The following is a 24486-nucleotide window of genomic DNA, read 5'->3' as shown; positions in this document are numbered from 1 at the left end:
CATGCGGCCTCGGCTGGACGGCAAATTCACCGGTTGGCCTGGATCTTTGCTTTTCTACCCTGCTCGTGTACACGTTTTCATGTCCACGGCAGCAGCGCTGCCGCCCGCATTCGAGCCCCCCCATGAAACGATCGCCCACCTCCTGCCTGCGTCCCGCCGTACTGCTGCTCGCCGGCACGTTTGCCTGTGCCGGCATCCATGCCGAGGCGAGTGGGCAGAAAGGCAGTGCGATGACGGGCACGGTGGCCCCGTCGAACGCACAACTGGCCTCGCCCGAAATCGAACGGCGGGTCGAGGCCCTGCTCAAGCAGATGACGCTGGCGGAGAAGATCGGCCAGCTGGTGCAGTACAACGACCAGGGCTTCAGTGCGCCGACGCCGTCCAACGGCGACAAGGCGCTCGCCGCCAACCCGGAGACCAAGACCCAGGTCGATGCCATGGCGCTGGCGAAGCAGGGCCGGCTCGGCTCCATGCTCAACGTGATCGGCGCACAAAAGACGCGTGCCTTCCAGGAGGCGGCCATGCACAGCCGCCTGCACATCCCGATCCTGTTCGGCGCGGACGTGATCCACGGCTATCGCACCATCTATCCGGTGCCGCTGGGCCTGGCCGCTTCGTGGGATACCGCGCTGGTCCGGCAGCTCTCCCACATGGCCGCGACCGAAGCCACCACCGCCGGGGTGAAGTGGTTCTATTCGCCGATGGTGGACATCTCGCGCGATGCGCGCTGGGGCCGCTCGACCGAAGGCGCGGGCGAGGATGCCTACCTCGGGGCAGCGATGGCGCGCGCCTACGTGCGCGGCTACCAGGGCAGCGACCTGTCCAGGCCGGACAGCGTCGCCGCCTCGGTCAAGCATTTCGCGGCATACGGCGCGGCCGAGGCCGGGCGCGAGTACAACACCACCGACATGTCCGACATCCGCCTGCGCCAGGTCTACCTGCCGCCGTACAAGGCGGCAGTCGAGGCGGGCGCGGCCACGATGATGAGCTCGTTCAATGCGCTCAACGGCGTGCCGGCCACGGCCAACCCGTATCTGATGGATGAGATCCTGCGCAAGGAATGGGGCTTCGACGGCTTCGTGGTCAGCGATTACACGGCGGTGATGGAACTGACCCACCACGGCATCGCCCTGGACGCTGCCACGGCCACGAAGAAGGCGTTGGAGGCGGGCGTGGAAGTGGACATGATGTCCCACTTCTACGACACGCAAATTCCGAAGCTGCTGGCCGAGCACAAGCTGTCGATGGCCACGGTGGACGAAGCGGTGCGCCGCGTGCTGCGCGTGAAGTTTGCGCTGGGACTGTTCGAGCACCCCTATGCGCAGGGCACCGAGGTGACCCACGCGGTACAGGCACATCGCCCGCTGGTGCGCCGCGCCGCGGAGGAGTCGTTCGTGCTGCTGCGCAATGCGCCGGTTGGCGGCAAGGCGGTGCTGCCGCTGGGCAACGAAGTGACATCGGTGGCGCTCATCGGCCCGCTCGCCGATGCGGCCAACGAGATGCAGGGCGCATGGGGCGGTGCCGCGCAGGCGCCGGACGTGGTGACGCTCCGCCAGGCGCTGGAGCGGCGCATGCAGCAGCGTGGCGGCCACGTGCTGTTCGCGCATGGCACCGATATCGACAGCGATTCGACCCAAGGCTTCGACGCCGCAGTGCAGGCGGCCCGCCAGGCCGACGTGGTGGTCATGGCGCTGGGCGAGTCGTCGCAGATGAGCGGCGAAGCGGGCTCGCGCGCCTACCTGGACCTGCCAGGCAACCAGCAGCAACTGCTGGAGAAGGTCGTGGCGACCGGCAAGCCGGTGGTGCTGCTGGTGTTCTCCGGTCGCCCGCTGGTGCTCGACTGGGCCGCAGGGCACGTGCCGGCCATCATGGCGGTGTGGTTTCCGGGCACCGAGGCGGGCAACGCCCTGGCGAACGTGTTGTTCGGCGACGTGGCGCCCAGCGGCAAGCTGACCATGAGCTTCCCCCGCGCGGTCGGCCAGGAGCCGCTCTACTACAACCAGTTCCCGACCGGCCGGCCGGCCGGCGACGCCGACCTGTCCAGGCCGCCCAGCGGCGGCGACACGCGCTTCGTCTCGCGCTACCTCGACGTGCCGAACGATGCCTTGTTCCCGTTCGGTTATGGCCTGAGCTACACGAGCTTCGCCTACGCCGGCGTGCACGTCTCGCGCAGCACGCTGCCGCTCGCCCAGGCCAACCGGCCGGACGCGCGGTCGCTGGTGACGGTCACCGCCACGCTGACCAACACCGGCAAGCGCGAAGCCACCGAGGTCGCCCAGCTGTATGTGCGCAACCTCGGCGCCAGCGTCGAGCAACCGGTGCGCAGCCTGAAGGGCTTCCAGCGTGTGACGCTGAAGCCGGGCGAGTCGCGGCAGGTGCGCTTCGAGCTGGGCTTTCCGGAGCTGTCCTTCTACGACGTGCACAGCCACCAGGTGGTCGAGCCCACGCACTACACGGTGTGGGTCGGCGGCAGCTCGCAGGCGACGCAGTCGGCGGAGTTCGACGTCCGCTGACGGTGTAGGAGGCCACACGAACCGAGCAAGAAGATCTGTCCAGATCGCCCGCTATCGGGGGCGCGGCAGGCCGTCGTTCGATTGACGGGCGAGCGGGGACGGACCTACCGTTGCCGCACCAGCCAGGAGGGATGGCGATGCGCAACCTGTGCCGATGCCTTGCATGGATCTGTTTCGCTATCCTGCCGGCGGGGATGGCAGCGCACGCCCAGCGCGCCCCGGCCAAACCGCTGCTCGACGGGATGGCGGCCATGCAGACCTCGCTCGCCGCGCTCCACCCGGAGGTCGGCGACGGCGCGATCAGCGCCATCACCTTCGATTCCGCCAGCGGCGTGTGGCATTTCCGGCTGGACCGGGACCCCGGCAAGAACCCGGCCTCGCTCGAGGTCACGCTCGACGAAACCACCGGCGCCGTGTGCGCGCACGATCCCGCTTCGGGGCAGTGCGTCGCGCAAGGTAGTGCGGCGGCCCAGCTCAGGGAGGCGCGCGAGCGGCACGCAGCGCAGGAGGATGCAGTGCTTCATCTAGCGCCGGACCTTCAGGGCGTGATGATCGCGCTGGTGCGCTACCAGGTCACCGCAGAGGACGGCTATCTCCACGCCAACCGGATGCCTGTCTACGTGTCCATGAGCTGGCCGGACGGCAGCCGCAAGCTCGACCTTTCCCCCGCCGCGATCCAGCGTCTGGCTGACTCCGGCCTGCGGCTGTTTCCGGGAAGCGCATGGCCGTCCGGGAAAGCCCCGCCGGACGCAACGATGATGCAGATGAGCGTAGGTCTGCCCATGCGCCGACAGGACGGCGACTTCGACATCCAGTACACGTTCTGGTGCGGTGCCTTGTGTGCCTCCTGGCACACCGCAGTGCTCCGCCACGACGCAAACGGCTGGCACGTGCTGACATCGCGCATGGACGCCATTTCCTGACGGACGAGAAGAGCTGCGCCGCTGCCCCGCGCCTTACGCCTGTGACCGGCGCCGCACCCCCGCCGGATGGATTCGCTCCCGCACCAGTTCGCAACCGTTGCCCAGGTCGGCATCGTCATAGTTGATCACCGCATTCCCGTCCTGCCATTGCGGATGGATGAGGCGGGGCTGGTATCGCCACGCGGGACTGAACAGGCTGCGTGACTCCACGTGCCCGGGGAAGTCGACGCCTGCCATGTCCGCCAGCGTCGCGAAGGTGTCGGCACTGGTCGCGGGCTGGCCCGCATGGGCGCGCAGCGTGGCCACCTTTTGCGGGAAAGCCTGCGAATAGGCGTCGGAGTACCAGAATACGGCCGGCACCGGGAATTCGTAGCGGAACCCGTGGCCGTGGTCGGTCGCGGAACAGCTTGCCGTCGGCAGCGTTTCGCCGTGGTCGGACTGGTACCAAAGGGCCGTGATCGCATCGGTGTGCTGCAGGATTTTTATGACGCTCCCCAGCACGTGGTCGGTATAGCGGATGGTGTTGTCGTAGCTGTTGGTGACGTGCCGGTAGTTGGTGTCGAACACGCCGCCATCCTGGACAGTCGGTACGAAATACTTGAAAGCCCGCGGGTAGCGCGTGTCGTAGTTGCCGTGGCTTCCGATCATGTGCAGGACCACGAAAAGGTCGCCATGCGATTCGCGCACGACCTGGGCAAGGCCTTCGGGCAGGCTGCTGTCGTACTTTTGCAGGTGGAGCCATTGGACGTGTCGCGCCTCGTTGGCGTAGACCGTGATGGGCGAATTCCACTCGCCGCTCGGGCTCTGGTTGGACAACCACCAGGTATCGAAGCCGGCCTCCCGCAGGAGACCGACGATCGAACGCTCTGCGAACGCACTGGTAAGCGCCTGCTGCGGGGGCTTGCGTGTGAGCATGGCAGGGACGCCGCCGATCGACATCGGCCACGGCGACACCATGTTCCTGACCGGAATCAGGTGCGTCAGGGACGTGAGCTCCGGATTGGTGGGTCGGCCGTAACCGAACAGTTGCCAATGGTCGGTCCGGCTGCTTTCGCCGATCACCAGCACGTATATCTGGCGCCTGCCTGGCCGTGCGGTGCGACGGGCGTGAAACCGGAAGTTCCGCCTCCTGGCCGTGGCCGCATGCAGGCGGATGTCGTCGTGCCACCAGTTGCCCAGGGTGATCGGGATACCGAACGGATAGCTGTCCTGCACGATGCGGAACGTGCGCTGGTCCATGTCTCCTGAACGCGCAGAGTCGGTTCCGGGCGGGCTTTCTTCGGCGACCACCTGCAGGCCGAAGACCGTGGTCATCGTCACCAGTGCCAGTGCGATCAGGACGGTATCGACGCGGCGCGAGGTCACCCAATGCAGATGGGAACGCGCACTAAGCCAGCCGGCAATCCCGGCGGATGCGCCTGCGCCCAGGGACAGGGCGAGGATGGCCCACAACCATTGGCCCAGGAAGTCGGCCGCTTCGGTGGGATTGGTCGCCGCCACCGTGCCCAATACCGATTCGGTGATGGGAGTCCGATAGCGAACGATGTAGAACGCCACCACCGGAACCAGGGCGGCAAAGGGCACCATCAGCATGCAGGCAAGCCAGGGGCGGCGCCCCAGCACGGCAAAGTAACCCAGCAGCAGGGCCGCCGGCACGCCGAGGCTGGCCGTGATCCACGTGAGACTTCTGGCATGCGTGCCCGCCACTACCAGCACGACATCGGGAACCATCAACAGCAAAGCGAGCACGACCACCGAACCGATCGCTAGTCGCTTCATCGCAACAGCCTGCGGTCAACTGATCCGCAACATTATTGTCATCTCGCCCGTCAACTTCAGAGCAACGCGCCGGCAAGGTGCCCGGCCTGGATGAAGGCATCGACACGGGGCAGCATGTTGCCCTGCAGGGGAGCGCTCGCCTGGTTGGCCAGGATCGCCGCTTCGTGCCGATTCTTCCAGGTGACATCGGCGACCGCCGAATGGTCGGGTACGCCTTGCCGTCGTACGCGGTGATCGTGGCACGTCGTCGCCGTTCAGGCCCCGCGCTTGCGGCCGATCACGCCTCGTTCGGGCCGATCACGATAAGGTGCGCCGGTTGAGACGGCGCAAATCCCACTCGCAAGCGAATGGCGCGAATCCGGCCGGTTGGCGGTGGCGCGCAGATGGTTCGTGCGCGCATGCGGACGACGAAGCTGAAGCGTCGCGGGCAGGTGCAGCCGGTGCCCGGCGCGCCCGCCTCAGCGTCCGCTCGTGTTTGCCGCTGTGGTTTTCGATGGAGTCGTCAGGCACGCAATGAACGGCATGTTCCATTCGCTCAGGAGCTACAACTACCGTCTGTGGGCCGCCGGTGCGCTGGTTTCCAACGTGGGCACCTGGATGCAGCGCGTCGGACAGGACTGGCTGGTGCTTACCGTGCTCACCCGGCATAACGCCACGGCGGTGGGTACGGTGATGGCGCTGCAGTTCGGGCCGCCGCTGCTGCTGTTGCCACTCTCCGGCCTGGCTGCCGACCACCTGGACCGCCGCAAGCTGCTGCTATGGACCCAGGGCGTCTCCGGCGTGCTGGCGCTCGGGCTGGGCCTGCTCACTATCTTCGGCGCGGTGCAGCTGTGGCAGGTGTACGGTTTTGCCCTGCTGCTGGGCTGTGTCACCGCGTTCGACGCGCCTGCCCGGCAGGCATTCGTGTCGGACCTGGTCACCGATGAGGTGTTGGCCAATGCCGTGGCGCTCAACTCGGCATCCTTCAACGCCGCGCGGATGGTCGGTCCCGCGGTGGCGGGCGCCTTGATCGCGGCGGTGGGCGAGGGCTGGCTGTTCCTGATCAACGCCGGATCCTACGGTGCCGTGATGGTGTCGCTGTGGTTCCTGCGCCTGCACGAACTGCATACCGAACCGCGACCCGAACGCAAGCGCGGCAGCCTGTTGGCTGGGTTTCGCTACGTGGGACAGCGACCCGACCTGATCGCCGTGCTGGTGATGCTGTTCCTGCTCGGTACCTTCGGCTTCAACTTCGCCATCTTCATCTCGACCATGTCGGTGACCGTGTTCCATGGCGACGCCGGCCAGTACGGCCTGCTGACCTCCGCCATGGCCGCCGGCACCATGTGTGGTGCCTTGTTTTCGGCACGTCGCCAGTTTCCGGGCATGGTGCTGATGGCCGTGGCCGCGGCGGCCTTCGGCGTGTCCGTGGCGGTCGCTGCGGTGATGCCGAACCCGTTTCTGTTTGCCGCGGTATTGTTCGTCGTCGGGCTGTCGGCGCTCATCTTCATGACCGCCAGCAACTCCATGATGCAGCTCACCACCGAACGCGCCATGCGCGGCCGGGTGCTGGCGTTGCGTATCGCCGTGGTCATGGGCGGCACGCCGATCGGCGCGCCGTTCGTGGGTTGGGTGGTCGATCGTTTCGGCGCACGCTGGGCTCTGGGTGTCGGTGCGCTGGCGGGCGCCGGGGCGGCCGCCGTGGCGATCGACTACCTCGTCAGGCACCGGCGGCTGCGATTGCGCTCGGAGGCGGGACGATGGCGGTTTGCCATCCATCCCGAACCGCAGGACATCTTGGCCGCCCGCGTGGCGGCCGGGGAACGCGTGACCTGAAAGCGCCTGGTCCGTGCTTGCTACCAGCTGAAGTCGGCGACGACCGGGAAATGGTCCGACGGGTAGACCTTGCCGTCGTGCGTGGTGATCGTGCGCACGTCGTCGGCTTTCACGCCACGGTAGAGGATCCAGTCGATGCGATGGGTCGCATGGCCGGTAAAGTTGTGGAAGGTGCCTTCCGGGCCTTCGCGCCGCGGCGCCGAGATGCGTGCATCGTGCAGGACTTCGGTCAAGGAGGCGTGCGTCTTGCTGTCCGGCGTGGTGTTGAAGTCGCCGGTCAGGATGAACGGTACCGAGGCAGGCAGCCCGGCCAGGCGCTGCCGGATTTGCTCGGCGCATCGCTCGCGGGTCGCCTCGGCTTCCTTGCCGTCGCGATAGGGGAAATGCGTGTCGTAGTAGTAGAACTGCTTGCCGCTGCGCCGGTCCCGGAATTTCGCCCAGGTGACCATGCGCGGCATCAACAGGCCTGGCCCGATGCTGCCCGGCTTGTCCGGCGTGTCCGACAGCCAGAAGTTGCCGGACTGGAGCACCTCCAGGCGCGCCTTGTCGTAGAAGACGCCCATGTGCTCGTTGTCGTTCCTGTCGATCTCGTTGCCGTTGCGGCCCATGCCGAACCAGGTATAGCCGGGGAGGTGCCGTTGCAGGTAGTCGCCCTGTGGCGAGAGCAGTTCCTGCGTACCCAGGATGTCGGGATGTTCCTGCCTGATGACCTGCACCATCAGGTCACGACGCTTGGGCCAGGCGTTGATGCCGTCGTCGGCCTCACCGTAGCGCACGTTGAAGGTCATCACGCGAAGGTCGTGCGCGCCAGGCGAACTGGCGCCGGCCATGCCCGAGGCGAGCGCAAGCGCGCAGATCAGGAAAACGCGTGGCAACAGACGCATGGGGCAACTCCTGTGGGGGAAGCGGATGGCATCGGGCGTAGTACACACCCAACTGGCTCAGGTTCACCCACCACTGGTTCACGTGATGCGAAACACGGCCGACTCGTTAGGAAGCCAGTCGACCTCTGGAGTTGATGAGCAGACGCGTCGGGCGCATGCTCGGCGAGGCTGATGACTGAAGGAGCAGACCTCATGTCTCGTGCAGGGTTTCGGCTTGGCCACGTGGGCGCGTTGGCGTGCGTGATGATGGCAATGGGGCTTGCCGCACCGGCGATGGGCGCCACTCCCGCCCACGACGACTCCACCAAGGCATGGTCGGTCATTCTCGATCCACAGCAGCCGTTGGCCGTACGGCAGCAGACGCTTGCGGAGCTCGAAGGGAATGCGCAGAACGACGATCAGGGCGAGCTGTACCTGCTCGGATCGTTATATGAGATGGGCTCGCATGCCTCCGGTGCCCTGGTGGCCCAGGACCTGGACAAGGCGACGCTGTACCTGGGCAACGCGGCGCTGCGCGGCAGCCTGCTCGCGATGGCCAAGATGGCCGAGATCAAGCTGGCCACCCGCAAGTATCGCGAAGCCATGGTCTGGGCGCAGGTCTTCGCCCACTACGCCATGCAGTTGCCGGATGGCGAGCGTCCGTCCGAGGGTTACACGGCCGAACTGGTGCAGCGGATCCTCGACAAGCTGGGACGTTCGAGCATTCCAGAAGTGATGCCGGACGTGGCCAGCTTCATCGCGCAGCACGACGCTGGCATCCGTGCGGGCACCGACAGCCACTTCGGCGGTAAGGCCCCCAAGCCCAGGCCGAAAGAGCGACCGGTGGTCACGCCGCACGGACGCTTCGCCGTGCATTCGGGCTTTGCCGACTACCTGCTGGTCTTCCGGCCGGACGGTTCGGTGGCGCATGCCTGGTTGCTCGATGCGGTACCCGATCCTGCGCTGGGAGAAACCCTGCGTCACTACGTGAGCGAGATGACTCTGCCCGCCGCGACGGGAAGTGATCTGCGGTACTCATGGTTGCCGGCGATATGGGACGACGGGCGGTATCGGGCAGCCTCGGGCGCCTCGGCACGTCGGCCATGAACCGCATTGTTGCGCTTGCCGTGACGATCGCCCTCGGCTGGGGGGTGACCCATGCTTGCCACGCGGAAGCGTTGCCGGGTATTTCCATCGGTCAGGCACTGCAGCTGCCCCAGTGCGACGAGCGCCAGGGCGAATACCTGCCGGACGACCGCACAACCTGTTTCAAGCTTCCCGCCGGTCCCACGGACGATGGCTCGCTCCCGGCCAACGGGCAGGTCGTCGTCAACGTGGCCTTGCCGGATCGACCCGATTACATGAGCGGTAGCGATGCCGTGGTGCAGCTCCGGGACGGGCGAGTGGCGAGCGTGTCGGTGCGGACGCATGGGCCGGCTCGCGACAGCCGCGACTTCGCGGCGCTGCAGGACGCTTTCGGCAGGGCCGAGCCGCGTTATGTATCCACCACCGAGCCGGTGCAGACCTACGCCAGCATGCGCGCGGACTGGAACCGGCCGGGCGGCGAAACGGTGTATTTCGACAGCGCCGAGTTCGGGGGCTACTACGGGCTGGTGCGCATCCAGACGCCGCAGGCGCCGGCGCATCACCCGGGCATCTGGGATTAGGGCGGACGCCGCTATCGAGCCATGCCCCGCGCGCTGGCGTGGGCAGGTCGCGGCCGAGCAGGGCCCTGGTTATCCGGAAAGCCGTTACGTGTCCAACCGCCAGGCGATGCTTTCGCCTGCACGCATCGGCACGCCGGGCACGCCGCCGAAATCGACCTCCTCGGGCACGGTCCACGGCTGCCTGAGCAGGGTGATCGTCCCGGTGTTCCGAGGCAGGCCATAGAAGTCGGCACCGTGGAAGCTGGCGAAGGCTTCCAGCTTGTCCAGTGCACCGGCGGCTTCGAAGGCCTCGGCGTAAAGCTCGATGGCGGCGTGCGCAGAATAGATGCCGGCGCAGCCGCAACTGCTTTCCTTGGCGTGGCGCGGATGCGGCGCACTGTCGGTACCCAGGAAGAAGCCCGGATCGCCGCTGGTGGCCACCTCGACCAGCGCCTGGCGATGGGTTTCGCGCTTGAGCACCGGCAGGCAGTAGCTGTGCGGGCGCAGGCCGCCGGCGAAGATGGCGTTGCGGTTCAGCAGCAGGTGCTGCGGCGTGATGGTGGCGCCGACGTGCGCCGGCGCATCGCGCACGAACTGCGCCGCCTCGCGCGTGGTGATGTGCTCGAGCACCATGCGCAGCGCCGGGAAGTCGCGCAGCAGCGTGGTCAGGTGGCGCTCCACGAACACCGGTTCGCGGTCGAACACGTCCACCTCCGGATCGGTGACCTCGCCATGCATCAGCAGGGGCAGCTTGTGCTTCTGCATCGCCTCGAACACGGGATAGCAGCGACGCAGCTCGGTAACGCCGCTGGCCGCATTGGTGGTCGCGCCGGCCGGGTAGTACTTCACCGCGTGGACGAAGCCGCTGGCGCTTGCCTCGGCGATGTCGTCTGGCGTCGTCGCCTCGGTGAGGTACAGCGTCATCAGCGGCTCGAACGTCATGCCCGCCGGCAGCGCGGCGAGGATGCGCTCGCGGTAGGCACGGGCCAGCGCCACGGTGGTCACCGGCGGCTTCAGGTTCGGCATCACGATGGCGCGTGCGAAGCAGCGGGCGGTGTGCGGCAGCACGGCCGCGAGCAGGGCGCCATCGCGCAGGTGCAGGTGCCAGTCGTCGGGGCGGATCAGGGTGAGGTCGTCGGTGCTCATCCGCATAGTCTAGCTTGACGAAAACCACGGCCGGCCCGAGCGCCCTGGGGCGCAGCGCTGCCCGGCGCATGCCCGTGTTCGAGGTGTATGCGAGGACGTTCGGCAGTCCGGCGCTCGCGCGCCTCCCATTGGAGTAGTGAAGCCGGGCCGGGCCGATTCCGTGAAAGCTGCGTCAAGGCGGTGTGCACGCACGTTCCTGCGACCGAGGGAGAGCCCGCATATACACGCCTGCACGCGCAGCCGAGTCCGCTCGAACCGGTGCTTCTTAACGCCTTGTTTGCGCACATGAAACGCAACGGTTACGGCGACCTCTCAAATCGCCGGCTCGATCACGCCGCTTCCTGAACGGGAACCAATGGTCGAGCTTGTTAGCCCGCGTGAAGGTCCTGCATGGTCGGCCTCACTTTCACGTGACGAGAGGGTCAAAACCTGATGACGAAAAAGCACGACAACCAGTTCGCGGCGAAGCCGGCCACCACCAAGCGCAAGTTCCTTGCAAAGCCCCTGGTCATCGCTGTCTCGCTGACACTGTCTGCCGTGGCACTTCCTGCTGCTGCTTCCAACTGGTGGGACGCGACGCCGCACATCTCGGTCGGTTCGCGCACCATCAACGTCAAGAACATGGGCGCCCGCGGTAACGGCCAGCACGACGACACTGCCGCCATCCAGCACGCCATCGACGCGCTTCCGCGCAGCGGCGGCACGGTCTACGTCCCGGCCGGCCGCTACATGATCAACGCCCGCAGATCGCTCAGGCTGCATTCGCACACCCGCCTGAAGCTTGCCGCGAACGCCGAACTCCGGGTGATCCCCAACGGCGCCACCCGCTACTACGCGGTCAAGGTCACCAACGCCACCAACGTCGCGATCGTCGGCGGCAAGATCACCGGCGACCGCTCACGCCACCGGGGCAACCGCGGCGAGTGGGGCTACGGGATCGACATCTCCGGCTCGGACCACGTGCTGGTGCGCGATGTCACGCTTTCCGAGTTCTGGGGCGACGGCATGTGGATCGGCGCCCTCGGCAGGGGCCGCCGCCTGGACCGCTCGAGCTACGTGACCCTCAACCACGTCACCTCCTCGCACAACCGCCGCCAGGGCCTGTCGATCGGTCCGGCGCACCACGTCTACATCTTCAACAGCACGTTCAAGAACACCCGCGGCACCAAGCCGGAAGCGGGCATCGACTTCGAGCCCCAGAGCCAGGGCCCGGCCGATACGGTGCGGGTGGAAAAGAGCACCTTTTCCGGCAACCACGGCAACGGCGTGGAAATGCACGACCGGGTTTCCAACGTTACCTTCGCCAACAACCTGTTTACCGGCAACCATGGCTTCGGGCTCATGTCCATCAATGCCAACCACATGAACATGTCCGGCAACCACGCCACGCGCAACGGCCTGGCGGGTCTTCGCATGAGCGCAAGGACGCACCATGTGTACATCCACAACAACAGGCTGCAATACAACAGCACCCGCTATGTCTCGCCCACGCGGGCCGGAGGCAGCGCCAACCGCGACATCCAGGTGGCCAGGACCGCGTACGCCATCACCAAGTCCAGCAACACGCTCTCGCCGCGGCGATAGCAACGGACCGCACCAAACGCAGCCGCCTGGCTCGCGTGATCGCACCTGGCGCCGGGGCAGCAGCCTGCCCCGGCGCTTTTTCGTCTGTCAGGGCGCAAGAAGCCGAGGGCGGGCCCAGTGCCTGTGCTGTCGCCAAAAGCCGGGGCCGGGCCCGAGGGCTCGACTTTCCCCGCGTCAAAGCTTGGCCAGGGCTGCCTGCGCCAGGGTCAGCTCCATGGCCTCCTTCCGGGCCACGGGAAGCGTTGCATACACCGTCACCTTGAACGAGATGTCGCCCTTCTTGACCAGCAGGCCGACCTGGCTTCCGGCGACGAAGTAGTAGCCATCGTCGCCTACGGCGGCAGGCGTCATCGTGGCGCCCGCGGCGGCCATCTCGCGCGCCATCTGCTTGCCACCGTCGTACGCCGCGGCCGTCTGCAGGTAGAGCGTCACGAATTTCACGTCCGAGCTGCCCGATGCAGTCCATGTGCAGGTTTTGACGAAGGTGGGCGTGACGTGCTTACCCGCGGATACGGGGACGCCTGTGGCGGCACCGACCTGGGCCTGGGTCAATACCGTGCATGCGTCGGTATCGGCCCGCGCCGTCGAGGACAAGGCTGCTGCGCAGGACAACAACGACGCGAGGCAGAACGTTCCAGGGTGACGGGTGTTCATACCGAAAGCCTCCTGCGGCGGGTGGAACCAGCGAGGTCGGGGGTCCTTTCTTGCGAGGGCGAGGGCTGGTGCTTGCGGTCGCCCGGGCTGGGATGCTGGCGCCGGGTGCGCGGCGACGACGCGGCGGCAACGTGCGCGTCGGATCGTGTGGGAAGAGTGAAGCAAAAGGTGATGATCGGCGGGGCGGACGGAATCGGCCAGTCCTCCTTGGGTATGCTGTCGCCGGCTCTGCTATCCGGCCTCGTCATTTCCTGGGGGAAACCATGCGTCGATCGGTCCTGCTTGTTTGGGCGTGGATGGTCATGCCCGTTGCCTTTGCAGCTGACCGGGTGCAGGAGCGGCCCGTCACGCTGCAGTTGGACGTCAATACGGCCGGACAGGTCACGGCGGCCAAGGTCATGGATCCCGTGCCTGTCGTGGAGGCCACCAGCGATGGTCGCCTGGTCCCCGAAGGCCCCAGCTACCTGCCTTTGCCCGAAGCGTTGGCCCGGACGGTGGAACAGGCGACCTTGAAGTGGAGGTTCCGGCCGCTCAGGATCGCAGGCATAGCGGTGACGGGCCGCACCTGGGCCAGGGGAACGCTGCAGTTCGTCGAACACGGCGACGGTCACGTGGATGTCGCCTTGCGCTACGGGTCGAACGGCCCGTTTATGCGGCAACCCGTCGCGGTAACGTACCCCGTACCCATGATGCGTCAGGACGTGACGGGGGTGCTCGCCGTGGAGTACGTGGTCGAGCCGGACGGGTCGATCGACCAGATTCGGGTGCTGAAAGCGTTCGGGAAGGCGGCCGAACACAAGGAGGCTTTCGAACAGGCCATCAGGCAAGCGCTGCGCGCGAGCAGGAGCCTGCCCTTGTTGGTCGATGGCAACGCCGTCGCCACGCGCATGCGTGTCCCGTACGTTTTCTCGATGGAAGACGGAGCGTCGGACTTCGACAACACCCGCCTCCTCAAGAGGGCCTGGCATGCCATCCATCGGGATCCACCGGACAGTCGCAGCGTGTCCGCATCGGCGCCCGCCGAGGCGGTGGCGGTAGACAGCCCGTTCGTACTGCCGCCCGGTTGAGGCGAGCGGGCGTCGCATAAAGCCGGTGGTGACTGATCAGTACGGGTGCTGCCGGTAAAACTGCTCGAGCTGGCGATAGACCTCGGGCAGGTGCTCGCGCAGAGCGGCCGGCTCCTCGAAGAACTGCTCACTGACTACCGCGAAGAATTCGGCCGGGCTTTCCAGGCCGTAGGGGTCGATCGGCAGGGATAGCCCGTTGCGGTGGTCATCGCGCAGGTGGTCCCACGCGCCGGAGAACACTTGCGTCCAGACGCGGCGGTCCATGCGGCGGTGCAGGGGCGGGAAGCCGTTGGCGTCGCCGTTGAGCATGTCGAGCTTGTGCGCCATTTCATGAATGACCACGTTGTGGCCGGGTTTCCGCCCCGCATCCAGCACGTTCGCCCACGACAGGATCACCGGACCGCGACCCCACGCCTCGCCAGCCATCACGGTGCTGGTCTGGTGAACCACGCCTGCCGCGTCGGTGTGCGTGCGTCTTGGGATGAAGGCGTCCGGGTAGACGATGACGCTGTGCCAGCCGTCGTACCAGGCCAGGCCCAGTTTCAGGATGGGGATGCATGCGTGGGCCGCGAGCAGGACGCAGTCGGCATCGTCGAGTTCCAGTCCCTGGACCGGCTCGATCGACTTGCGGTCCAGGAACAACGTGGCCAGCACGCGTAGCGCGGCCTGGTCGGAAGCGCCCAGCCGGCGTGCCGGGGCGCATCGGCTGAGCGCTTCCTGCCACAGTGGTTCGGCGATCGGGTGGCGGGCGACGATGCGGCGCACGCGCCAGTTCCTGATTTTGTCGAGCATGGCCTGTGGAGGAAGTGTCGGCCTTGCAAGCAATCAGGGCGATGGGCGCTTTCTCAAGCGGCTGGAAAGCGCAAAATGGAAAAGCCCGCTGGCATGGGCCTGCATGGATCGCCCGGCTCCGGCATGGAACCCGCCAGCCGGCGGCCTTGCATCCGGAAGGAGGCTCATTTCGTGCCTCGGAGTTGCGCCATGCAGACGTCCAAAAACGACATCCGCTTCGGCGACGCGGTCGCCGCGTGCTACCAGAAGCATCTGGTACCGCTGATCTTTGCGCCCTACGCCGTGGACCTCGCTGCGCGGCTTGCGCGTGTACCGGCGGCGAGCGTGCTGGAACTGGCGGCGGGTACCGGCGTGCTGACGCGTGAACTGGCCGCGCATCTGGCACCGGGCACGCGTCTGGTGGCCACCGATCTGAACGAGTCGATGCTGGGTGTCGCGCAGGCGCGGGAAACCGGCCGGACGGTGGACTGGCGCCAGGCGGATGCGATGGCGCTGCCGTTCGCCGATGCTTCGTTCGACGCGGTGGTGTGCCAGTTCGGCGTGATGTTCTTCCCGGACAAGGGACGTGCCTTCGCCGAAATGCGTAGCGTGCTGCGGCCTGGTGGCGCGTTGTGGTTCAGCGTGTGGGATCGCATCGAGGCGAACGAGTTCGCGCAGGTGGTGAGCACCGCCGTGGCTGCGCTGTTCCCGGACGATCCGCCGCGCTTCCTGGAGCGCCTGCCGCACGGCTATGGCTCGACTCAGATGATTGCCCGCGATCTGGCGCTCGGAGGATTCGTCGGGCCGCCGGTGTTCGAGACCGTCACGGCGGTCAGCCGCGCCGATACGCCAGGCAACGCAGCCCTGGCCTACTGCCAGGGCACGCCGCTGCGTGGCGAGATAGAGGCACGCGACCCGGCAGCCCTGGAGGCGGCGACCGCGGCCGCGGCCGAGGCCATCGCGGCGCGGTTCGGTCCTGGCCCGGTCGAGGGCAGGATCCAGGCGGTGGTGGTGGGCGTCGCCGGCTGAGCCGGACCGCCGTTGCCGGTTGACCGCCCATCCAGGTTGGAAAAAAGACGGGTTGTTTTCGAGCCGCCGCTGGTTCCTGGAGCCGAAGCGCCGGTTGCATCTGCCGCTCGTCCCAGGTCTTCTGCCGGCTGTCACGGCATGCGTGCATCCAGCCACATGTTTGGTTGCCCTGGGTAGAGGTGGCAGGCACGCTCGCGTGGTCGCACTGGCAGGCACCGATGCCCTGCGCGATGGTCCGCCTCTGTTGCGCCATCCGAGCCGAATCACCTGCGGAGATCTCATGAATGCCGGCTTCTCCAGCGCCATCGTCCTGGCCGCCGTTGCGGGATTGGCGGTTTCGTCCGCGCGTGCACAGGCAACGCCAGCGGGCGCATCGACGGTGCGCTCGGCCGGAGTCGTCGCCTGCGGCGCCGCCGATAACGACCCCACATCCGCAACCGCTGCCGCGGACAAACCCGCCCAGCCGTGCCCGGTGGCGTGGATCCAGATAGGTCACGCATCCCGCCTGCTGACTGGTCCGTGGCGGTTCCACGCCGGCGACGACATGCGCTGGGTTGCGCCGCACTTCGACGACCTGCGCTGGGAAACCACCGACCTCACGCCGAACCCTGGAGCGCACGATTCGGACGTCGGCCTCACCGACTACGTGCCCGGTTGGTGGGCGCGCGGCCACCAGGGCTATGCGGGATACGCGTGGTACCGCCTGCACGTCGCTGTCGATGCCCCGGCGGGCGCCTCGCTCGCGCTGCTCGCGCCCGCGTACGTGGAGGACGCCTTCCAGTTGTTCTGGAACGGCAGGTTGATCGGCGGATCGGGCGATTTCTCAGGCAGGGCGCCCATCGTCTACAGCACCAGGCCGCAGGTCTTTCCTCTGCCGCCCATGGTCGCCGATGCCCGCGAGGCCGTCCTCGCGATACGCGTCTGGATGCGCCCCGGCCTGGCACGCGAAGCCGATGCGGGCGGTATCCACATCCCGCCGACGCTCGGCACGAGCGAGGCGATCGACGCGCAATACCGGCTGCAATGGCTGCAGACGATCAACGGCTACGTGGTGGAGGTCGCCGAGCCCGTGGCGTTCGTCTTGCTGGCGATGCTGGCCTGGTGTTTCCGCACCGCGCTTTCGCGCGGGCGCTTCGCCCACTGGCTGTGCGCGGCGCTGCTGTTGAACGCGGCCTTCAGGCTCAACCAGGCGGTCTACTACTGGACCTCGTACGAGAATTTCTCCGTGTACTTCACCCTCTACCGGATCCTGCCGCCGCTTGGGCTGGCAGCCTGGCTCATGGCGTGGCGCCATTGGTACCGGCTCGAACGCCGGCGGTGGCCGGGCTACGTCATCGGCTCGATGACCGCGTTGAGCGTGGTGCTGGTGCTGGCGCTGCATGACGAAACCTTCGCCAAGGTCAGTCCGTTATGGCGTGTCCCGCTGGCGCTTCTGCTGCTGGTGCCCGCTGTCGTTGGGCTTGTCAGGCGGCAGCCGGATGGCCTGCTCGCACTGGTCGTCGTGCTGCTGGTGGCGGTGAGCCAGTTTTCCGTGGAAGTGTCGGCGCTCGGCGTGCCGGGCATCTGGTTTCCCTTCGGCGTCGGCGTGTCGCGGACGCAGTACGCGTACGCCGCCGTCATCGTGGGCCTGGCCGTCCTGCTGGTCCGCAGCATCCAGCGCGCCATGGCGAACCGGGCTGTCGGGCGCGGCGACAGGGCGGTGGGCTGAAGTCACACCCGCAACAACTGCGGCACCTGCACGCCCCACTGCGCGGGATCCTCGATGCCGACGATCCGGTCCACGCCGTCCTCCAGTTCCACGATCTCGGGCTCAAGCGGTTCGCCATCCGCCACGGCGCAGATGAGCCGCACGGTCGGCGTCAGCGAACTGCCTGCGCTCTGGCTGAGCACCACGGCGAGGCGATCGGAGGCCAGCCGAACCAGGGTGCCGGTGGGATAGATGCCGATCAGCTTGACGAAGGCGTGGAAGATGGCCCGGTCGAAGTGGCCCTCCTGCCACTCGGCCATACGGCGGATGGCCTCGGCCGGTTCCCAGCCGCGCTTGTAGGGCCGATCGGACGTAATCGCGTCGTACACGTCGCAGATCGCGCCCATGCGTGCGACCCGGCTGATGGACTCGCCATCGAGCTTGTGCGGGTAGCCGCTGCCGTCGATCTTCTCGTGGTGGTGCAGGCACACGTCGAGCGCCACCGGGCCGGCGACCGAGTCGCGGCGCAGGATGTCCCAGCCGATCTCCGGATGTTGCCGCACCGAAGCCCACTCCAGCGGCCCGAGTCGCCCCGGCTTGTTGAGCGTTGCATCCGGAACGCCGACCTTGCCGATGTCGTGCAGCAGGCCGGCGAGCCCCAGTTCCGTGAGCGCCGTGCCCTCGAAGCCGAGCCGTCGGCCGAGCGCCATCATCAGCGTGGCCACCGCGACCGAGTGCAGGTAGGTGTAGTCGTCCTTGTTCTTCAGCCGGACTACGCTGAGCATCGCCGCCGGGTTGAGCGCGATCGCGTTGTCCACTTCGTCGATCACCTCGGCGAGGCTCTCCATGCGCAGCGCGCGGCCCATCCGGGCATCCTCGAACAGCGCCCTGGTGGCGGCCTTGGCACGTTCCCGGATGGCTTCGGCACGCACGATGTCGTCGCCGAAATCCGTGCGGGTAACGTCCGGCTCGGGAAGGGGATCGGGCAAGGCGGGGAGTACATCACCGTGCGGCGGCGGCGGCACCGGCGCTTCTTCGTCCATGCCCTTGCGCGTGTCGATCCAGATCTCGTGCTGGCCGAGCGCGTGCAACAACTCCAGCGTCGGCGTATCGGCCACCCGGAAGGAGTTGCGCCAGAACGGATGGTCGCGCCACTTGCCCTCGATCCGGCGCACGTACATGCCCAGCCTGGCCCGGGAGGCGGGAATCTTCTTCAGTGGCGACCTCATGTCTTGTCGTGCTCTCTACCGCTGGTCGGACGGAATGTAGGCATCGCTGTCATCCGGGCTCTCCCTGCTCGTGGCACAGGCTAGGGCGGCACGAGTTACCGAGCGGGTATCGACCGGGTGCGCGCCAACTTGAGGCCCGGCCGGGGTGTGTCCTGCACGGAGCTTTCGTGCTCCTTCGCGTGTCTCGCGCACCGCGTGCGATTTCCATCGCGACGGGGAACGACGCCGTGCGTTTCTCCGAAAGCGTGCCAGCGAACCGGCCCACGTTCGCGGCGAGCACGCGGAACTCCGATAATGCGCGACTGCGCAACTGACGCTGGCGTCGCATGTCCATCGTACTCACTGACTTCGCCCTTCCTCGCCTGTTTCCCCGCGAGCCGCGGCGCAACACGATCCAGGACTGCACGCCCGCCGAGTTCGAGCGCCACCTCAACGAGGTGCCGCCGCTGAAGGTGCTCGACGGCTACGCGCCGTTCTGCAAGCTGCACGTGCATCGCAACTGGACGTCCACCCGATGCCTGGCCGTGCCCATCACCGACGTGAACCGGCACCGGCTGCGCTCGGACTACGAGGCGCGCACGCGCGACGAGCTGCCGGTGCTGGTGCGCTGGTTCGAGGGGCTGGATCCTCCGGTGGCGGGCTACCTGATTGCGATCCTCTACAGTCGCGAGCAACTGGCCAAGGAGGGCTCGTCCATCGCGGCCGACTGGGGTGTGGTGGGATGCATGTACACCGCCGCGCCGGAGGAGACGCCGATGGCGCCGATCACCATGATGCGCAACGCGCTGGGCGTGGACGAGGGCGGCTCCGGCGTGCCGCTGGATCGGGAAGCCTATCGCCGCAGTGTGGAGTTCTGGCGCATGCACGCCAACTGGCGCGGATAGCGGGAGCGGGATTCCATCCGCGCGATGGGTTCCGCTCCGGCCGGCAGTCCAATGCGCGCTGGCCCTTGCCAGCGGTGTGCGGAAGCGGGTCTGGTCCCCGGCGCGCCTACACCGGGAATACGGTGGGCGGGGAAATCCGATCGAGCCCGGCGCCCGTGCGCAATCCTGTCGCCGTCGCGCGCGACGCACCACGATGTTCGTCCTCCGGCGGCTTGAGAAGCCGATGCAACCTGGCCGAAGATCGCGCCCGATGGCAAAGAAACGGACCACGTCCCGATTTCAAGCGAAGCTGCTGCGCCCGGCGCAGCCCCGCGATGCGTCGTGGGGCTTCGTGGTGCTACCCGCGGAAGCCAGCGCCCCGCTGCCGCGGCGGGGCAGGACGAGCGTGGCCGGCACGCTCAACGGCGTGGCATTCAGTGCCACGCTCGAGCCGGACGGCCGGCTGAGCCATTGGCTCAAAGTGGATCAGCCGCTGCGCGAAGCCGCGGGTGCCGCCATCGGCGACATGGTCGCGCTCGAGATCGCACCGGTGGCCCGCGAGCCGGAGCCCGAGCTTCCGCCCGATCTGAGCCGTGCGCTTCTCGGCACGGCGGATGCCCAGGCCACCTGGGAAAGCACCACCGTCCTGGCGCGCGTGGACTGGATCCACTGGATCACCTCGGCCAGACAAGCGGCCACCCGCGCCAAACGGGTCGCCGATGCCTGCGACAAGCTCGCTTCGGGCCAGCGACGGGTCTGCTGCTTCGATCCGTCCGGCTACTACAGCAAGGCGCTCGGAGCGCCGGAAGCGGCGGACGAGCCCTAGCGCTGGTGGCGCCAGCAGCAGCGCTCCTGGCATGACGCCTCTGGAGCAAACGCCTGCGAAGGCAGCGTCCGCCTTGACGGCGCCATGCGGGCCGCATCACCAGCAGGTAACCGCGGCCGAGTAAGCTCGCCGCCCCGAGGATCGGCGGCTTTGGATCACGGGGACTGCATATCCCCCGTGGCGCGATCGGTCAGGCCGGCCGGGCGATCCTCGCGCGCTTTGCGCGAGGCCCGGTACTGCGTACCCGTCGGCATCGCGCATCGGCCGGCCGCGCAGGGGGGGGCTGGCGTGGCCCGGTGGCCGGCGACCGCCGGCTGCTTGGGTGTTGCGAGGCGAAAGCGGCACCGCCGGTTCTGCCGCACTCCTCCGGAGGATTTCCCATGACTCCTCGTAAGCAACTGCTGGCCAGTGCGCTCGCACTCGCCATTTCCCTTGCCGTGCTGCCGGAGGCCACAGCGGCCAGCACAGCCAGCTCGCCCAGCCCGCAGGACATCGCCAGCCTGGTCCGCACCCACACGGGCTATCCGGTGAAGGTATCGGTTTATGCCTGGGGCCTGAACGCACCGCGTGGCCTGGCGTTCGGCCCCGACGGCTACCTCTACGTGGCCGAGGGCGGCAAGGGCGGCACGCGCACGACCACGCCGATGCAGTGCATGCAGGTACCTGGCGTGGGTCCCTACAGCGGTAGCCCGATCGGCGGGCGCATTTCGCGGATCGATCGCCACGGGCACCGTGTCACGGTTACCAACCGGTTCCCCTCCAGCCAGACCAGCGCGGCAACCGGATCATTGGTCAGCGGCGTGGCGGACGTGGCCTTCATCGGCCACACGCTTTATGCGATCACCGCGGGCGCCGGGTGTTCGCATGGCGTGGCGGGTACCTTCAACGGGGTGGCGCGCGTGGGAGCGGACGGCTCGATCCACTGGATCGCCAACCTGAGCCGCTACCAGAAGCATCATCCCGTACAGAACCCGGAGGCGGACGACTTCGAGCCCGACGGAACCTGGTACAGCATGGTCTCCCTGCATGGCAACCTGTTCGCGCTGGAACCGAACCACGGCGAACTGGTGCGCATTCGTCCGGACGGGGCGATCAAGCGCATCGTCGACATTTCCGCATCGCAAGGGCACATCGTGCCGACCGCGCTGGCCTTCCGCGACCATTTCTTCATCGGCAACCTCAACACGTTCCCGATCGCGGCCGGCTCATCGAAGGTGCTCAAGCTCACCCGCAACCGCCAGCTCTGGCCGGCCGCGGACGGCCTGACCACAGTCGTCGGACTCGCCTTCGATTGCTACTCGCGCATGTACGTGCTCGAAAACACCACCGGCAAGGGCAACCTGGGACCCACGCCGGGCACGGGCAAGGTGGTGCGGATCGAGCCGTCGGGGGCACGCACGGCCATCATCACCGGGCTGACCCTGCCCACCGCGATGACGTTCGGGCCGGATGGCGCGTTGTTCGTGTCCAACGGGGGCTTCGGACTGTCGCCGGGCATGGGCCAGGTGCTGCGGTTCGGTCTGGATGTCGGGCATCACGGCCACTAGGCCGCCTGCCGCAGGTGGAAGCGGCCCGCGCCTGGCGCGGGCCGCTTCGGACAACGGGAAGCGGCACCCGGTCGGCGAGGGTTCGGACATCCTCGCCGCCGCCCCGCGGTGGCGAGCCCGCAGTTTGGTGATTGTTTGCCTGGCTTGCAGGACGACGCACTTTGGCGCAGGTTTTACGTTTCACCGCACGGAAAGAACGTGGCAATGAACCTGCTTGACCGGCCGGTATGGTCCGCCCTGAGTACGGCCCACCGGGATTTGTCCCTGGGCGATGAACTGGCACGCCGGTACGAGCCTGACGTCAATCGCTTCGCCTCCGCCCGCGACGACAGCGAGGCCGCCCTGCGGGCGCTGACCCGGCTGGTGCCGCCATCCGAACCGGTATTCATCCTGCAGGTGCCGCAGATCCGCGTGCCCGAAGGTCTGACCACCATCAAGGCCGCACAAGGCGTGCAGATGGTGGCCCGTTCCCCGGTGGCCGCACCCGGTGAAGCCGGCGACATCGTCGCGCTGTCGGACCAGGACGCGGCCGAGATGCTGGCGCTTGCCACGCTCACCGAACCGGGGCCGTTCCTGCGCCACACCCATCGCATGGGCCGCTTCGTCGGCATCCGCGTCGATGGCCGGCTTGCCGCCATGGCGGGGGAGCGGTTCCATTTTCCTGGCTTCACCGAAGTCAGCGGCGTCTGCACGCATCCCGATTTCCGGGGGCATGGATTGGCCAGCCGACTGTCCAGGCACGTCGCCGCAGCCATCGCGGCACGCGGCGAAACGGCCTTCCTGCATGCGTGGAAGACCAACGATGCGGCCATTGCGCTCTACCGGGCGCTTGGTTTCGAGTGGAGATGCGACGTGAACGTTGCCGTTCTCGCGCGCCCATCGGAAGACAGCCGGCAACGGCAGGCGTGAGCGAGCCGCCCGCCGCCGCTACGCGCACGCACGCGCCGTCGCGCGGGTGGCCGGCGTGATCTATTCGGGAAGTCCCGCCAAGCGCAGGCCTTCGGCAAACCGCCCGCCGTCGGCCGAATCGTGGAATGGCAGCCAGCCCGGCAGCGTCGCGATGCGCAGTTCCGGATCGAGCTGGCGCAGCAGCTGCATCGCCTGGTGCGCCTTCTCGACCTCACCGGCCAGCGCGTGGCTGGCGGCGATGATGCCGATGGGCAGAACGAAAGTCGGCATGTCGGCACGCGCCTTCTCCGCCCACGCCCACGCGGCGCAGAAGCGTCCCGCGAGCAGGTGCGCCAGCGCCATGCCGGCCTGCATGCGGAACATTTCCGGGTCGAGCGGATTCAGGCGCATCGCGTGTTCGAAGCGCTCGATCGCCCCGTCCGGCTCGCCGCGCCATAGCAGCAGGTAGCCGCTGAGCAGCCAGGCCGCGGCGAGGTTGGGGTCCAGCGCCAGGGCGCGGTCGAGCAGATCGCTGCAGCGGCCGATGGTGCCGCCGAAGTGGCCCATGGCATGCGCGCCGCGAGTGAGGGCGATGGCATCGTTGCGGCCGAGTTCCACCGCGCGGTCGGCCAGGTGCGCGGCCTCGGCCGATTCACGCTCGACATCCACCATCCAGCGGTTGACCTTGCGCCAGCAATGGCACCACGCCGCCATGCCGTAGGCCGCGGCGTACTCCGGGTCGAGCGCGATGGCCCGGTGGAAGAACGCCAGCGCCTCGTCGATCGCCGGGCGGGTGCGCTGGTGGAAGCTGGCCATGCCGCGCAGGTAGCAATCGTAGGCATCCAGGCTTTCGGTCGGCTTCTGCTTGGCGCGGCTGATCTCGGCCCGTTCCAGCTGCGTGGCGATGGCGCCGACCACGCTCTCGGACAGCCGGTCCTGCAGCTCGAAGATATCGCCGAGTACGCCTTCGAAGCGGTCCGCCCACAGGTGCCGGCCGGTGGTCGCGTCGACGATCTGGCCGGTCAGCCGCACACGGTCGGCCGCCTTGCGCACGCTGCCTTCGAGCACGTAGCGCACGCCCAGTTCGCGGCCGACCTGCCGCACGTCCAGCGCCTGCCCCTTGTAGGTGAAGCTGGAGTTGCGCGCGATCACGAACAGCCAGCGCAGGCGCGACAGCGCGGAGATGATGTCCTCGACCACGCCGTCGGCGAAGTAGTCCTGCTGCGGATCGCCACTCAGGTTGACGAAGGGCAGTACGGCGATGGAAGGGCGGGTGGCGGGAACGGCGGCAAGCGCCGGATCGTTCCGATCGGTCGCACTCGCTGGCGCGGTCCCGGTCTCCGCAGCATCCGTCTCGCTTGCGTCGCCGACGAAGCGGAAGCCCTTGCGCGCCACGGTCCTGACCAGCCGCTGCTGGCTGCCGGTATCGCCGATCGCCCGGCGCACGGCGTTGATGTGGCTGGCCAGCGTGGACTCCGAAACGATCCGGCCCTGCCACACGGCTTCCAGCAGATCGTCCCGGCTGACGACGCGCCCGCGGTTCTGCACCAGGTAGGCCAGCAGGTCGAACACCTTGGGCGTGGTCGCGATCACCGTGCCGGCCAGGGAGAGCTCGCGCCGCGCGAGGTCGAGCCGGTAGCCCTCGAAGGTCGTCAT

At 67.6% G+C, this 24486-nt stretch carries 20 protein-coding genes; 13 read left to right on the top strand and 7 right to left on the bottom strand.

All coding sequences use genetic code 11. The features are described 5' to 3' along the window. Nucleotides 1-122 precede the first annotated feature (122 nt). Together bglX and BMZ38_RS02000 are read left to right on the top strand one after the other, a co-directional pair. Entirely contained in the window at nucleotides 123-2513 is a 2391-nt protein-coding gene (gene bglX / locus BMZ38_RS02005) for a beta-glucosidase BglX (RefSeq protein WP_245747146.1), read from the top strand. Between the two features lie 137 nt (nucleotides 2514-2650). Next, the gene (locus BMZ38_RS02000) at nucleotides 2651-3436 is read left to right on the top strand and encodes a hypothetical protein (protein ID WP_091333485.1); all 786 of its coding nucleotides are present in this window, start codon (nucleotides 2651-2653) and stop codon (nucleotides 3434-3436) included. Between the two features lie 33 nt (nucleotides 3437-3469). Here BMZ38_RS02000 and BMZ38_RS01995 read toward each other — a convergent pair whose 3' ends face one another. Next, on the bottom strand, nucleotides 3470-5185 hold the full coding sequence (locus BMZ38_RS01995) for a phosphoethanolamine transferase (RefSeq protein WP_175483652.1): 1716 nt from the start codon (nucleotides 5183-5185) through the stop codon (nucleotides 3470-3472). Between the two features lie 552 nt (nucleotides 5186-5737). On the opposite strand from BMZ38_RS01995, the gene BMZ38_RS01990 reads away from it, so the two are divergent. Beyond that, nucleotides 5738-7030 carry an MFS transporter gene (locus BMZ38_RS01990; protein ID WP_245747145.1) on the top strand — a complete coding sequence of 431 codons (1293 nt, stop codon included), beginning with the start codon at nucleotides 5738-5740 and terminating at the stop codon, nucleotides 7028-7030. A gap of 20 nt (nucleotides 7031-7050) precedes the next feature. On the opposite strand, the gene BMZ38_RS01985 is transcribed toward BMZ38_RS01990, so the two are convergent. Further along, complete coding sequence (locus tag BMZ38_RS01985; protein ID WP_091333477.1) at nucleotides 7051-7914, bottom strand: endonuclease/exonuclease/phosphatase family protein; 864 nt, start codon at nucleotides 7912-7914, stop codon at nucleotides 7051-7053. Nucleotides 7915-8106: 192 nt separating this feature from the next. Between BMZ38_RS01985 and BMZ38_RS01980 the strand changes: the two genes are divergently transcribed. Both BMZ38_RS01980 and BMZ38_RS01975 read left to right on the top strand, forming a co-directional pair. Beyond that, the gene (locus BMZ38_RS01980) at nucleotides 8107-9000 is read left to right on the top strand and encodes a hypothetical protein (protein ID WP_139202367.1); all 894 of its coding nucleotides are present in this window, start codon (nucleotides 8107-8109) and stop codon (nucleotides 8998-9000) included. After that, on the top strand, nucleotides 8997-9560 hold the full coding sequence (locus BMZ38_RS01975; RefSeq protein WP_091333472.1) for a hypothetical protein: 564 nt from the start codon (nucleotides 8997-8999) through the stop codon (nucleotides 9558-9560). The genes BMZ38_RS01980 and BMZ38_RS01975 overlap by 4 nt, the downstream gene beginning before the upstream one ends. 84 nt (nucleotides 9561-9644) lie before the next feature. On the opposite strand, the gene pyrC is transcribed toward BMZ38_RS01975, so the two are convergent. Continuing rightward, the gene (gene pyrC, locus BMZ38_RS01970) at nucleotides 9645-10685 is read right to left on the bottom strand and encodes a dihydroorotase (RefSeq protein WP_091333470.1); all 1041 of its coding nucleotides are present in this window, start codon (nucleotides 10683-10685) and stop codon (nucleotides 9645-9647) included. Between the two features lie 432 nt (nucleotides 10686-11117). Between pyrC and BMZ38_RS01965 the strand changes: the two genes are divergently transcribed. Continuing rightward, nucleotides 11118-12269, top strand: coding sequence for a right-handed parallel beta-helix repeat-containing protein (locus tag BMZ38_RS01965; protein ID WP_091333468.1), 1152 nt, complete (start codon nucleotides 11118-11120; stop codon nucleotides 12267-12269). Between the two features lie 174 nt (nucleotides 12270-12443). Here the strand turns inward: BMZ38_RS01965 and BMZ38_RS01960 are convergent, their stop codons facing one another. Continuing rightward, nucleotides 12444-12923: a hypothetical protein gene (locus tag BMZ38_RS01960; RefSeq protein WP_175483651.1), complete on the bottom strand. Its 480-nt coding sequence runs from the start codon at nucleotides 12921-12923 to the stop codon at nucleotides 12444-12446. Nucleotides 12924-13186: 263 nt separating this feature from the next. On the opposite strand from BMZ38_RS01960, the gene BMZ38_RS01955 reads away from it, so the two are divergent. Beyond that, nucleotides 13187-13990 carry a TonB family protein gene (locus tag BMZ38_RS01955; RefSeq protein ID WP_175483650.1) on the top strand — a complete coding sequence of 268 codons (804 nt, stop codon included), beginning with the start codon at nucleotides 13187-13189 and terminating at the stop codon, nucleotides 13988-13990. Between the two features lie 36 nt (nucleotides 13991-14026). Here the strand turns inward: BMZ38_RS01955 and BMZ38_RS01950 are convergent, their stop codons facing one another. Further along, nucleotides 14027-14755 (bottom strand): M90 family metallopeptidase, encoded by a 729-nt coding sequence (locus BMZ38_RS01950; protein WP_245747144.1) that lies wholly within the window; start codon nucleotides 14753-14755, stop codon nucleotides 14027-14029. 216 nt (nucleotides 14756-14971) lie between these two features. On the opposite strand from BMZ38_RS01950, the gene BMZ38_RS01945 reads away from it, so the two are divergent. Then, nucleotides 14972-15790: a class I SAM-dependent methyltransferase gene (locus tag BMZ38_RS01945; RefSeq protein WP_091333458.1), complete on the top strand. Its 819-nt coding sequence runs from the start codon at nucleotides 14972-14974 to the stop codon at nucleotides 15788-15790. 280 nt (nucleotides 15791-16070) lie between these two features. Then, a complete protein-coding gene (locus BMZ38_RS01940; protein WP_091333455.1) occupies nucleotides 16071-17498 on the top strand; it encodes a hypothetical protein in 1428 nt (475 codons plus the stop codon). 2 nt (nucleotides 17499-17500) lie between these two features. Here the strand turns inward: BMZ38_RS01940 and BMZ38_RS01935 are convergent, their stop codons facing one another. Further along, nucleotides 17501-18706 carry an HD-GYP domain-containing protein gene (locus BMZ38_RS01935; RefSeq protein WP_091333453.1) on the bottom strand — a complete coding sequence of 402 codons (1206 nt, stop codon included), beginning with the start codon at nucleotides 18704-18706 and terminating at the stop codon, nucleotides 17501-17503. A gap of 326 nt (nucleotides 18707-19032) precedes the next feature. Here BMZ38_RS01935 and BMZ38_RS01930 point away from each other — a divergent pair, with 326 nt between their 5' ends. The 4 genes from BMZ38_RS01930 (at nucleotide 19033) to BMZ38_RS01915 (ending at nucleotide 22851) form a co-directional block, all read left to right on the top strand. Beyond that, nucleotides 19033-19590: a DUF3228 family protein gene (locus BMZ38_RS01930; protein ID WP_091333451.1), complete on the top strand. Its 558-nt coding sequence runs from the start codon at nucleotides 19033-19035 to the stop codon at nucleotides 19588-19590. Nucleotides 19591-19840: 250 nt separating this feature from the next. After that, nucleotides 19841-20395 carry a YdeI/OmpD-associated family protein gene (locus BMZ38_RS01925; protein ID WP_091333450.1) on the top strand — a complete coding sequence of 185 codons (555 nt, stop codon included), beginning with the start codon at nucleotides 19841-19843 and terminating at the stop codon, nucleotides 20393-20395. 380 nt (nucleotides 20396-20775) lie between these two features. Further along, a complete protein-coding gene (locus BMZ38_RS01920) occupies nucleotides 20776-21942 on the top strand; it encodes a ScyD/ScyE family protein (protein ID WP_091333448.1) in 1167 nt (388 codons plus the stop codon). Between the two features lie 108 nt (nucleotides 21943-22050). Further along, nucleotides 22051-22851 (top strand): GNAT family N-acetyltransferase, encoded by an 801-nt coding sequence (locus BMZ38_RS01915; RefSeq protein ID WP_245747143.1) that lies wholly within the window; start codon nucleotides 22051-22053, stop codon nucleotides 22849-22851. Nucleotides 22852-22911: 60 nt separating this feature from the next. On the opposite strand, the gene BMZ38_RS01910 is transcribed toward BMZ38_RS01915, so the two are convergent. Then, nucleotides 22912-24486 carry a winged helix-turn-helix domain-containing protein gene (locus tag BMZ38_RS01910; RefSeq protein ID WP_091333444.1) on the bottom strand — a complete coding sequence of 525 codons (1575 nt, stop codon included), beginning with the start codon at nucleotides 24484-24486 and terminating at the stop codon, nucleotides 22912-22914.

The sequence above is a fragment of the Frateuria terrea genome, from assembly GCF_900115705.1.
GTDB classification, from domain to species: Bacteria; Pseudomonadota; Gammaproteobacteria; order Xanthomonadales; family Rhodanobacteraceae; genus Frateuria_A; species Frateuria_A terrea.
This window is presented reverse-complemented; position numbering and strand designations above follow the sequence as displayed.